The organism is Brachybacterium epidermidis (assembly GCF_015209585.1).
In the GTDB taxonomy this organism is placed as follows: domain Bacteria; phylum Actinomycetota; class Actinomycetes; order Actinomycetales; family Dermabacteraceae; genus Brachybacterium; species Brachybacterium epidermidis.
Genome location: NZ_JADEYR010000021.1, coordinates 23995 through 35023, shown reverse-complemented (window position 1 = coordinate 35023; position 11029 = coordinate 23995). Strand labels below are relative to the sequence as shown.

General features: G+C 70.9%; 9 protein-coding genes. 6 read left to right on the top strand and 3 right to left on the bottom strand.

The window, feature by feature from the left end; all coding sequences use genetic code 11:
* From IOE58_RS13455 to IOE58_RS13445, 3 genes are all read left to right on the top strand, one after another.
* The coding region (locus IOE58_RS13455; RefSeq protein WP_228020164.1) for an ABC1 kinase family protein at positions 1-1716 on the top strand (1716 nt) is incomplete at its 5' end.
* On the top strand, positions 1706-2956 hold the full coding sequence (locus IOE58_RS13450) for an MFS transporter (protein ID WP_193866867.1): 1251 nt from the start codon (positions 1706-1708) through the stop codon (positions 2954-2956). The genes IOE58_RS13455 and IOE58_RS13450, both read left to right, overlap by 11 nt.
* A gap of 31 nt (positions 2957-2987) precedes the next feature.
* Entirely contained in the window at positions 2988-4781 is a 1794-nt protein-coding gene (locus IOE58_RS13445; RefSeq protein ID WP_228020162.1) for a long-chain-fatty-acid--CoA ligase, read from the top strand.
* A gap of 9 nt (positions 4782-4790) precedes the next feature.
* Here IOE58_RS13445 and IOE58_RS14825 read toward each other — a convergent pair whose 3' ends face one another.
* The 3 genes from IOE58_RS14825 to IOE58_RS14470 form a co-directional block, all read right to left on the bottom strand.
* Positions 4791-7619 carry a Gfo/Idh/MocA family protein gene (locus IOE58_RS14825; RefSeq protein ID WP_348981997.1) on the bottom strand — a complete coding sequence of 943 codons (2829 nt, stop codon included), beginning with the start codon at positions 7617-7619 and terminating at the stop codon, positions 4791-4793.
* Positions 7620-7765: 146 nt separating this feature from the next.
* On the bottom strand, positions 7766-8062 hold the full coding sequence (locus IOE58_RS14475; RefSeq protein WP_228020189.1) for a GNAT family N-acetyltransferase: 297 nt from the start codon (positions 8060-8062) through the stop codon (positions 7766-7768).
* Positions 8063-8086: 24 nt separating this feature from the next.
* Positions 8087-8242 (bottom strand): hypothetical protein, encoded by a 156-nt coding sequence (locus IOE58_RS14470; RefSeq protein WP_228020160.1) that lies wholly within the window; start codon positions 8240-8242, stop codon positions 8087-8089.
* Between the two features lie 165 nt (positions 8243-8407).
* Here IOE58_RS14470 and IOE58_RS13425 point away from each other — a divergent pair, with 165 nt between their 5' ends.
* The 3 genes from IOE58_RS13425 (at position 8408) to IOE58_RS13415 (ending at position 10971) form a co-directional block, all read left to right on the top strand.
* Positions 8408-8872 (top strand): DUF2871 domain-containing protein, encoded by a 465-nt coding sequence (locus IOE58_RS13425; RefSeq protein ID WP_193866866.1) that lies wholly within the window; start codon positions 8408-8410, stop codon positions 8870-8872.
* 261 nt (positions 8873-9133) lie between these two features.
* The gene (gene glpX / locus IOE58_RS13420; RefSeq protein ID WP_193866865.1) at positions 9134-10141 is read left to right on the top strand and encodes a class II fructose-bisphosphatase; all 1008 of its coding nucleotides are present in this window, start codon (positions 9134-9136) and stop codon (positions 10139-10141) included.
* Positions 10142-10287: 146 nt separating this feature from the next.
* Positions 10288-10971, top strand: a complete 684-nt coding sequence (locus IOE58_RS13415; RefSeq protein ID WP_193866864.1) for an NUDIX hydrolase — start codon at positions 10288-10290, stop codon at positions 10969-10971.
* Positions 10972-11029: the final 58 nt, after the last annotated feature.

Here is an 11029-nt window from a genome sequence, read left to right as displayed (position 1 = left end):
ACCCGGCCCCTGGCTAGCATGGCCATCATGGCCTCCGTCACCGCCCGTTACCGTCGGATCGCCGAGGTCCTGGTGCGCAACGGCATGTCGGCCCTCGCCGATCAGATCGGCCTGCGCGAGCACATGACCGGACTGGTGTACCGCCACCTCTCCGGCGACGACTCCGGCCCCGTCCCCGGCCCGATGCGCCTGCGCCGCGCCCTGGAGGACCTGGGGCCGACGTTCGTCAAGCTCGGCCAGATGCTCTCCACCCGCCGCGACCTGCTCCCGCTGGAGTACACCTCGGAGCTGGAGAAGCTGCAGACCAGCACTTCGCCCGTCACCTATGCGCAGATCGCAGAGACGATCCGGCGCGAGCTGGGCGCGGACCCGCACGAGCTGTTCTCGCACTTCGACGAGGTGCCGCTGGCGTCGGCCTCCATCGGCCAGGCCCACCGCGCCCGCCTGCAGGACGGCACCGAGGTGATCGTGAAGGTGCGCAAGCCCGGTGCCGCGGAGATGATCCACTCGGACCTGGACCTGATCCGCTCCCTGGCGGCCCTGGCCTCCCGCGAGTGGTCCCTCGCCCGTGACGCCGACATCGAGTCGGTGGTGGCGGCCTTCGATCGCATGATGCGCCGCGAGCTGGACTACCGCACCGAGGCGGACAACGCGCGTCGTCTGCGCCGCAACCTGGCCGAGGACCGCACGGTGCGGGTCCCCCGCGTGTACCGGGAGCTGACCACCTCCGAGGTGCTCACCGAGCAGTTCGTCACCGGGATGGTCATCACCGACACCGCCGCGCTGGACGCCGCCCGCATCAACCGCCGCAAGGTCGCCCACGACGCCACCGAGTCCCTGCTGCGGATGGTGCTGGTGGACGGCTTCTTCCACGCCGACCCGCACCCCGGCAACCTGTTCGTGGAGACCGACGGGACCATCTGGCTGATCGACTTCGGGATGGTCGGCACCCTCTCCCCGCAGGTGCGCGAGCACCTGCTGTGGCTCGCCTTCGCCCTGGGCCGACAGGACGAGGACGGCGCGGTCTCCGCCCTGCTGCAGCTGGCGCCCCCACGCGGCGGGGTGGACCGCAGGCGGCTCTCGCGCGACGTGTCCGAACTGCTGGACATGCTGACCGAGAAGCCGCTGGGAGAGATCTCCGTCGCCGCCGTGGTGGAGCGCATCACCGCGCTGCTGCGCCGCCACCGCCTGCAGCTGCCCTCGGACGTCTCGGCCCTGCTGCGGATGCTGGTGCTCACCGAGTCCAGCGCCGTCGCCCTGGATCCGGGCTTCCAGGTCGCGACGGTGCTCGAGGAGGTGCTGCCGATCGCGATGGGCGAGCTGCTGAGCCCCGAGGCGCTGGCCCGGCGAGCGGGAATGGCGGGCCGCACCGCGCTGCGGCTGGGCACCGACCTGCCCCAGCGGGCACTGCGCCTGCTGGACGACTACGAGAGCCGCGGTGTGGACGTGCACATCGACGCCGCGGACCTCGACAAGGTCATCACCCGCATGGAGAACACTGCTGACCGCCTGATCGTGGGCATGACGATGAGCGCGCTGCTGGTAGGGATCTCCACGGTGCTGGCCTCGCAGCCGTCGGCCGGGGGCCGCATGAGGGATCCTCTGCTGATCGGCGCGGGCGGCACCACGGCCCTGATGGGCATGCTGCTGGCCGCCGGCGCCGGCCCCGTGCGCACCGCCGGAAGATTCGTACGACGGAACCTGCGTGGCAGTTGAGACACCCCCGGCACGCGCGAGTGCCCGCATCACCCTGACCCTCGCTGCCCTGGCGATGCTGGGTCCCTTCACCATCAACACGGTGTTCCCGGCGTTCAGCCGCATCGGTGAGGAGTTCGGCGCCAGCGAGGCCGAGCTGCAGCAGCTGATCAGCGCCTACCTGGGGGCCTTCGCGGTGCTCAGCGTGTTCCACGGCCCACTCTCGGACGCCCTGGGCCGCAAGACGGTGATGATCGGCGGCCTGGTGATCTACCTGCTGGCCATGTTCGGCGCGATCCTCGCCGGCGGCCTCGGCGTGCTGATCGCCCTGCGGATCCTGCAGGGCGCGAGCGCCGGTGCCGCCACGATCGTCTCCCGCGTGGTGATCCGCGACCTGTTCGAGGGGGCCGAGGCGCAGCGCCTGATGGCCCGGGTGATGATGATCTTCGCCCTCGCGCCGGTGCTGGCGCCTGTGCTGGGCGGGTGGCTGCTGCTGCTGGGGGGCTGGCGCTGGGTGTTCGCCGGCGTCGGCATCTACGGCGTGGTGGTGCTGGTGCTGACGGCGATGATGCCGGAGTCCCTGCCGCGCGAGCACCGCACCCCGCTGCGCCTGGGCTCCGTGGTGGGGGCCCTGTGGCGGGTGGGGCGCTCGCCGGTCATGCTGCGGATCGCGGCGGCCACGGCCCTGGGGTTCGCTGCGCACTTCGTGTTCGTGGCCTCCGCCCCGATCATCGTGGTGCGGCTGCTGGGCCTGGGCGAGCAGGACTTCTGGGTGCTGTTCGCGCCCCTGATCATCGGGATGATCTGCGGTTCCTGGGTGGTGGGCCGCACGGCCGACGCGGTGGACCGCTCCCGGCTGATCACCATCGGCTACCTCGCCACCATCGTCACCAGCACCGTGAACCTGCTGCTGGTGATCATCGCCCCAACGCCCAGCGGCAGCTTCGACGCCTCACTGCTGCCGGTGCTGGTGGGGCCGATGCTGATGAGCTTCACGGCCTCGCTGTTCTTCGCGCCGATCCAGCTGGAGATCCTGGACCTGTTCCCCTACGAGCGGGGCGCGGCCGCCTCCCTGGGCACGTTCTTCACGCTGCTCACCAACGCCCTGCTGGCCGGGGTGATCGCGCCCCTGGCCACCGCGAGCCTGGTCTCGCTGGCGGTGACGGCGCTGTGCTTCGTACTGGCCGGCAGCGCCCTGTGGGGGTGGCACCTGCGGGCGCAGCGGCAGGCTTCGCACGGCGCATGGGCATCACCGCGCTGACGGGCCTCCGCTCCCTAGACTCGAGAGCATCATGACGAGCGACGCCGCCCCCGCCCCGCACCCCGCCCCCGACCACGCCGGCACCCCGGACCGCCCAGGCACCCCGGACCGCCCCGGCACCGCCGACCACGACGGCGCCCCCGACCACGACGGCGCCCCCGACCACGACGGCGCCCCCGACTGGACCCGCTTCTACGGGGCCGGGGTCCCTGCCCGCATCGAGGTCCCCGACGAGTCCCTCACCGACATGTGTGAGCGCTCCTGCGCTGAGGCCGGGGACAGGGTCGCCACCGAGTTCTTCGGCGCCACCATGACCTACGCCGAGATGGGGGAGCGGATCAGCCGCGCCGCGGAGGGCCTGCGACGCATGGGCGTGCGCCCCGGCGACCGCGTGGCGATCCTGCTGCCGAACTGCCCGCAGCACCTGATCGCCTTCTACGCGGTGCTGCGGCTGGGCGGCATCGTGTGCGAGCACAATCCTCTCTCCACCGAGCGCGAGCTGGAGGAGGTGTTCGCCGACCACGGCGCCCGCATCGCCATCGCGTTGGACACCGTGGTGCCGAAGCTGCGCGCCGTCCCGTCGGCACCGAAGGTGGTGGCCGTGAACCTGTTGGAGGCTTTCCCGCTGGTCAAGCGACTTGCCCTGCGTCTGCCGGTGCCGAAGCTGGCCGCCCAGCGGAAGCAGCTCAGCAGTGGCGAGGCGGGCGACATGACCTGGAAGCAGCTGGTGTCGCATCCCGAGCTGCCCGCCTCCCACCCGCGGCCGACGATCGAGGACCTGGGCGCGATCCAGTACACCTCGGGCACCACCGGTGTGCCCAAGGGCGTGATGCTCTCCCACCGCAACATGTACGCCAATGCGCTGCAGGGCGTGGCCTGGATGCACGGCGCGCGCACGGGCGAGGAGACCAGCTACGCGATGCTGCCGATGTTCCACGCCTTCGGCATGGTGCTGTACGTGACCTTCGGCGTGTACAAGCAGGTCCGCCAGGTGCTGTTCCCCCGCCCCGACGTGGACATGGCGCTGACCGCGATGAAGAAGAGCCCGCCCACCATCTACTGCGCGGTGCCGCCGCTGTACGAGCGCACCGCCCAGGGCGCGAAGGAGAAGGGCATCTCGCTCAAGGGCGTGAAGTGGTGCATCTCCGGTGCCATGACGCTGCCCGACGAGGTGGTGGAGCTGTGGGAGTCCGTCTCCGGCGGCAGGCTGGTCGAGGGCTACGGCCTGACCGAGTGCGCCCCCATCGCCATGGGCAACCCCTTCTCCGACACCCGCAAGACCGGCACGATCGGCATCCCCTTCCCCTCGACCCTGCGCCGGGTGGTCGACGAGGACGGCGAGGACGTGGGCCCCGGCGAGAGCGGCGAGCTGCTGGTCAAGGGCCCCCAGGTGTTCCAGGGCTACTGGAACAACCCCGAGGCCACCGCCGAGGCGATGACCGAGGACGGCTGGCTGCGCACCGGCGACCTGGTCACGCTCGACGAGGACGGCTTCGCCACTATCGTGGACCGCAAGAAGGAGATCATCATCACCGGCGGCTTCAACGTCTCCCCCAGCGAGGTGGAGCGCGTGCTGCGCGACCACCCCGCCATCGAGGAGGCCGCCGTCGTCGGCATCCGCCAGGAGCGGGGCGACGAGAAGGTGGTCGCCGCCGTCATCGCCTCCGGTGAGATCGACGAGGCCGAGGTGCGCGCCTGGGCGAAGGAACGGCTCAGCGCCTACAAGGTGCCGCGCCGGATCGTGGTGGTCGAGGACCTGCCGCGCTCCCTGATCGGCAAGGTGCTGCGCGGCGAGGTGCGGGAGCAGCTCACTGCGGGGAAGTGAGCCCGCAGCTCACCGCGGCTCGGTGAGCACCCGCGCCTGCTCCTGAGCCTTCAGCGCCAGCTCGACGGCCTTGAAGGCGTGATCCTGGGTCATGGCGTTCTCGGTGCGGTTCAGCACGTCCAGGATCAGGTCCCCGAAGAACGGGTAGCCCACCTGGCCGTCGGCCTGGATGCGGTGCTCCCCGTCGCCGTCGACCAGCAGCACCTGGCCGGGGCCGTTGTCGGTGGTGATGTCCACGTACTTGCGCAGCTCGATGTAGCCCTCGGTGCCCAGGATGAAGGTGCGGCCGTCACCCCAGGTGCGCAGACCGTCGGGCGTGAACCAGTCCACCCGCACGTAGCCGGAGGCACCGGAGGACAGGGCGATGTGCGCCTCCCCGAAGTCGTCGAGCTCGGGATGGTCGGGGTGGGCGAAGTTGCCGATCGCGCTGGAGAGGATCTCGGCGTCCTCGGAGCCGGTGAAGGTGAGCATCTGCTCGAAGTTGTGGGAGCCGATGTCGGTGATGATCCCGCCGTACTGGGCGCGGCAGTAGAACCAGTCGGGGCGCGACTCCGGGGCGCCCAGGCGGTGCGGGCCCATCCCCATCACCTGGATCACGCGGCCGATGGCCCCCCGGTCGATCAGCTGGCCGGCCAGGACGGCGGCCTCCACGTGGATCCGCTCGGAGTAGTACACGGCGTACTTCTGCCCGGTGCGGGTGACGGCCTCGCGGGCCGCAGCCAGCTGGTCCAGGGTGGTCAGCGGGGTCTTGTCGGTGAAGTAGTCCTTGCCGGCCTCCATCACCCGGATGCCCAGCGGGGCGCGGTCCGAGGGGATCGCGGCGGCGGCCACCAGGCGCACCTCCTCGTCGGCGAGGACCTGTTCCTCGCTGTCGGCGATCCGGACCTCGGGGAACCGCTCCTGGAAGGCGGCGGCGCGCTCGGGCTGTGGGTCGTACACCCAGCGCAGGGTGCCGCCGGCCCCGATCAGGCCTTCGGTCATGCCCACGATGTGCCCGTGGTCCAGGTGCATCGCGGCGAACACGAACTCACCGGGCTCCACCACGGGCTTGGGCATGGCGGCGGGGGCGTAGGTGGCTCCGTCGGAGGCGCTCATCGAGGGTCCTTTCGCTCGTGGGTGGCGGCGGCAGCGACGCGGCCCATCCCTGCCCGGAGCGGACGAGTGGCCTGGGTCACCATGGTGAGTCTCCCGCATCCGCCTGCTGGTCGAGCGCGGATGCCGGACGTTGCCATGCGCGGGCGCGCGGCGGGATGCCCCTGCGTGGGGGACGCTGGGCGTGCCGGAGTCAGAACGGCGGGTCGTCGAAGGCATGAGGTGGAGCCGGGGGAGCTGGTGGAGGGGATCGGGCTGCGGGGAGCGTGGCCTCGACGCCGGTGGCGGGGCGGGCTCCGATCGCGGGGTGGGCGACGTGCCCTGAGCCCCGTGCGGACTTCTCCAGGTGATCGCCGTGGCCCCGGCGGCGGGGGAGGTCGCCGTCTGCACCACCCAGTGCCCGTGCTCCTTCAGGTAGTTGCAGCGAGCGCACAGGCCCTGCCCGTTGCTGAAGCTGGTGGGCCCTCCACGTGCGTGGGGATCGATGTGGTCCAGATGCCGGATCCTGGCGTTGCACCAGGGGGTGCGGCACGTCTGGTCGCGCCATCGGATCATGCGCGCCAGGCCCACCGGGAACGCTCGGGCGGTGGACTCCATCGCCACCAGTTCACCGCTGACGGGGTGGGTGTACAGGCGGCGGAACACCGCGGTCGAAGCGGCATCGGCGTGCTCGTGCTGCCTCCAGGTGCGGTTGGCCGGGGTGATGGAGCCGGGTGGGCGCCCGCACATGGTGTCGGTGACGATGTGCGCGGGCAGCGCGCCGTATCCCTCGATGCGGGCGAACTCTGCATCGGCCGCGCCGCCCAGCAAGGCCCGGTCGGTGATCACGATCCCGACGTCGTGCCTGGTCCCGGGGGTGCCGGAGGTGCCCCCGGTCACGGCGGCGACGAGCTGATCGGCCTGCAGGGCACCGAACGAGTCCCGGGCGCCGGCCGCGCGGCGGGCCTCCGCCCCGGTGGTGAGGCTCTTCATCACGGCGGCGGCATCCAATGCGCGCAGGGTGGCCGAGATGCGGGCCATGCCGTCACCGAGGGGAACCATCGTCACGTTCCGCTTCCGCGCGGCGCGCTCGGCGCGGGCACGGGAGTCACCCGGATGCAGGGCGTGGCTCATCTCCCGCACGAGCTGCCCGGGGCGACGGGTGCCGAGGCCGTCGAGACGGGTGGGATCCTCCTGGATCCATCGGTCGATCCGGGCGCACGTGGCCGGATCCGCGTTGTCCAGCGCACGGGTGATGGCATGGACGCTGCGCTCAGGCAGGCGCCCCTGGGCCAGCTGCTGGTAGGTGGTGGGCATCTGCGCGACCAGCCTGCGCGCGCATGCCAATGACATGGAGGACGAGCTGGGGGAGGTGCGGCGGGCCAGGGCCACCTCATTCGCGGCGGCACGCCCCTGGTCCCGGTCCCTCACATCACGAGCGGCGTCCGCCTCGCGGATGCGGTCCTCGGCCGCCACCTGCCATGTGGCCTCCAGTGCGGCGATCCCCGCGCGAAGCTGCTCGATCCCCGCCAGCACGGCGAGGGCTTCGTGGGGCGAGCCGGGCTGCGTATCAGGAACGGGATCGAGCACCGACACGGTGGCGGTGAATGCGGCCAGCGCGCGGGCGATGATCTCGCCCACGATATTCCTCACCGCGCCGGAGTTCGGCAGGCGGGAGGCGCGCTCCAGCGCCCGCGCGAGGACGTCACCAGCGGGCAGGCTGTTGCCTGACCTGGTGGTGTCGTCGCCTGGGAGCTGAGGTTCCATGCTCCCATTCTGTGTCGCGGCACCGACAATCGAAAGAACGTTCGACGATTGGGGATAACTCCGCGCCGTTCGGAGAGAAATCAACCTGACGGGACACAGGATGTGGAAAGGAATGTGGATAACTGGTCATTGTGGAGGAACCTGGGTCACAGCCTTCGCTTGAACCCCGTGTGGCTCGCCACGTACCCGGCCCGCTCGTAGAACCGATGTGCGGCATCGCGCCTGCGGTCGCACGTCAGCTGCGACAGCACCGCCCCCTGCTCGCGCCCGTACGCATGGGCCCACTCCAGCAGCATGCTGCCGAGTCCCAGACCCCGCACGGACTCCGCCAGCCGTAACGCCTCGATCTGGAGCCGCGAGGCACCGCCCCGCGAGAGACCGGGTATCAGGGACAGCTGCACCGTGCCGACCACGGTCGTCTGCCCCTGGACCACCGTGACCAGCAGCTGGCGGGGGTCCGCGTCGACCTAGCGGAACGCCGCCAGGTACGGGCCGAGCTCGTCGGCCGACTCCCTGTCGCGCCCCAGCGGGTCGTCAGCCAGCAGGGCCGCCAGCGCAGGCACGTCGGCCTCCAGAGCCCGACGGATGAGGAAGCGGCGATCGCCGATGGTGAGAGTCTGCATGAGCCGATCATCACCGACCGGTGGCGCCGACGAGCACGGGACGCGCCTCGCAGCCGCGCCTCGCGCATCAGGCTCCGGCGCCGCCAGCCGCGGCGCGAGCAGGCACGAGCCCACCTCAACCATTCGATGGATGCCGCCTGACCAGCGGCTTCCTACGGTGGAGGGATGAATCGTCTGCTCGTCACGTCCTTCGTCTACATGATCCTCGGCCTGGCCTCGGGTCTCTTCTACCGCGAGTACTCCAAGCTCACCGGCACGGTCGGTGAGCAGTCGCAGCTCTCCACGCTCCACACCCACCTGCTGGTGCTGGGCATGCTGGTGTTTCTCGTGGTGCTGGCGCTCGAGGCCACCATGCGCGTCACCGGGCGCCGCTCGTTCACCGTCTTCTACTGGACCTACAACGTGGGCCTGGTGATCACGGTGGTGATGATGGTGGTGCGGGGCGTTCTCACGCTCGACGGGGCCGACCCCACCGGCACCACCGCGGCGATCCCGGGGATCGCAGGCCTGGGTTACATGCTGCTGGCCGTGGGCCTGATCGCGCTGTTCGTCGCTCTGAGGGCGGCGGTCGCCGATTCCCAGGAGCGCTCATTCAGGGCAGGTGCGACGCTCGAGGTCGCGCCGGGCTGAACCTGTGGCGGGGAGAATCCCCCATGCCCTCCGAATCGCCCGCCCCTCGCCTGCCTGCGTGCCGCGACGGAGGGACTGCCCGTTGCGCTGTCGCTGCCGATCCACCCTGCACTGCGCGGCTCGCTGCCAGAGCCGACATCCCAGCAGGCCGCCGCGAGGGCCCGCCCGGTCACAGGGTGATAACGGTAGAGTGAATCCGCACGTCAGATCGGCGGCCCGGCCGGTTCTGCGCCGGGCAGCCTCTCGGACCCGCCTACGACGATGGAGACCACGGTGAACAGCGAATCCCCCTCGAACCTGACCGCCCCCGACCGCAACCTCGCCCTCGAACTGGTGCGCGTGACCGAGGCCGCCGCCATCGCGGGCGGCCGCTGGGTGGGCGCCGGCGACAAGAACAGGGCCGATGGCGCCGCCGTGGATGCCATGCGCTCCTTCATGGACACCGTGCGCATGAACGGCACCGTGGTGATCGGCGAGGGCGAGAAGGACGAGGCGCCCATGCTGTTCAACGGTGAGAAGGTGGGCGACGGCTCCGGCCCCGACGTCGACGTCGCGGTGGACCCGATCGACGGCACCCGCCTGACCGCGATGGGCTACGACAATGCGCTGGCCGTGTTCGCGGTCGCCGAGCGCGGCAGCATGTACGACCCCTCGGCCGTGTTCTACATGGACAAGATGGTGGTGGGCCCCGAGGCCGCGGACTTCGTGGACCTGCGCCTGCCGGTCAAGCAGAACATCAACCTGGTTGCCAAGGCCCTCGGCAAGCCGGTCGAGCAGGTCACCGTGTGTGTTCTGGAGCGCCCCCGCCACGAGAAGCTGGTCGAGGAGATCCGCACCGCCGGAGCTCGCGTCAAGTTCATCATGGACGGCGACGTGGCCGGTGCGATCGCCGCCGCCCGCGGCACCGGCGTGGACATGCTGCTGGGGGCCGGCGGCACCCCTGAGGGCATCGTCGCCGCCTGCGCCATCAAGGCGACCGGCGGGATGATCCAGGGCCGCCTGGCCCCCAAGGACGACGAGGAGAAGCAGAAGGCCATCGACGCCGGCCACGACCTGGACCGCGTGCTCACCACCGATGACCTGGTCACCACCGACAACTGCTACTTCGCCGCCACCGGCATCACCCACGGCGACCTGCTGCGCGGCGTGCGCTACGACAAGGACTACGTGCACACCCATTCGATCGTCATGCGCGCCACCTCCGGCACCGTGCGGTTCGTGGACGCCGAGCACCGCGTGGAGAAGTGGGACCGCTGGCTGAAGGGGTGAGGTCCTTCCCTCAGCACGCGCCCCGCGGGACCTTCGTCCCGGCAGGGGCGCGTCCTGCTTTCCAAGTGACCTAGAGCAAGCGGTTGTCCCTGTGACTGCCACCGCACCAGCAGTCACGTCGACCAGAACGCTCATATCCTGCCGCCATGCCCCATGAAGAGCCCCTGCGGGTGGCAGTGGACCTGGTGATCCTCACCCTGCGCGACCGCCAACTCAGCGTGCTGCTGGTGCAGCGCGACGAGGAGCCGCATCGCGGTCGCTGGGCGCTGCCCGGCGGCTTCGTGACCGCCCAGGAGGATCTGGAGGAGGCCGCCCAGCGGGTGCTGGCCGACGAGGCCTCACTGGGTTCGCAGACCGTCTACCTCGAGCAGGTGCGCACCTTCGGCAAGCCCGACCGCGACCCCCGCGGCCGCGTCGTCTCCGTGGCCTTCATGGCGCTCGGTGCGAATCTCCCGGAGCCGCAGCGGGGCGAGGCGGTGGCCGATGCCCGCTGGTGGGCAGTGCAGGACCTCGGCGAGATCCAGCTGGCCTTCGACCACGCCACCGTGCTCGAGGCCGCTATCGATCGCGCCCGCTCCAAGCTCGAGTACACCACCCTCGCGGTCACCTTCCTGGAGCCGGAGTTCACCATCTCCCAGCTGCGCGGGGTCTACGAGGACGTGTGGGGGGTGACCCTGGACGCCGGCAACTTCCACCGCAAGGCCACCCGCAGCCCGGGCTTCATCGAGGAGGTGGGCACCCGCGCCCACCTCACCGGTGGTCGCCCTGCGCGCCTGTACCGCGCCGGCGACGGCACCTCCCTGAACCCGCCGCTGATGCGCCAGGGTTGACCTCCGATGCTGCAGGGCTGCGTGCCGGACGGCCCTGGGCCGGGAGCCCTCGTCGTGA

Excerpts from the sequence above, each read along its gene's own strand:
- IOE58_RS14470 (WP_228020160.1), bottom strand. The coding sequence starts at position 8,242 with ATGCAGACTCTCACCATCGGCGATCGCCGCTTCCTCATCCGTCGGGCT.
- IOE58_RS13445 (WP_228020162.1), top strand. The coding sequence starts at position 2,988 with ATGACGAGCGACGCCGCCCCCGCCCCGCACCCCGCCCCCGACCACGCC.
- IOE58_RS14825 (WP_348981997.1), bottom strand. The coding sequence starts at position 7,619 with ATGGAACCTCAGCTCCCAGGCGACGACACCACCAGGTCAGGCAACAGC.
- glpX (WP_193866865.1), top strand. The coding sequence starts at position 9,134 with ATGGAGACCACGGTGAACAGCGAATCCCCCTCGAACCTGACCGCCCCC.
- IOE58_RS13415 (WP_193866864.1), top strand. The coding sequence starts at position 10,288 with ATGCCCCATGAAGAGCCCCTGCGGGTGGCAGTGGACCTGGTGATCCTC.
- IOE58_RS13425 (WP_193866866.1), top strand. The coding sequence starts at position 8,408 with ATGAATCGTCTGCTCGTCACGTCCTTCGTCTACATGATCCTCGGCCTG.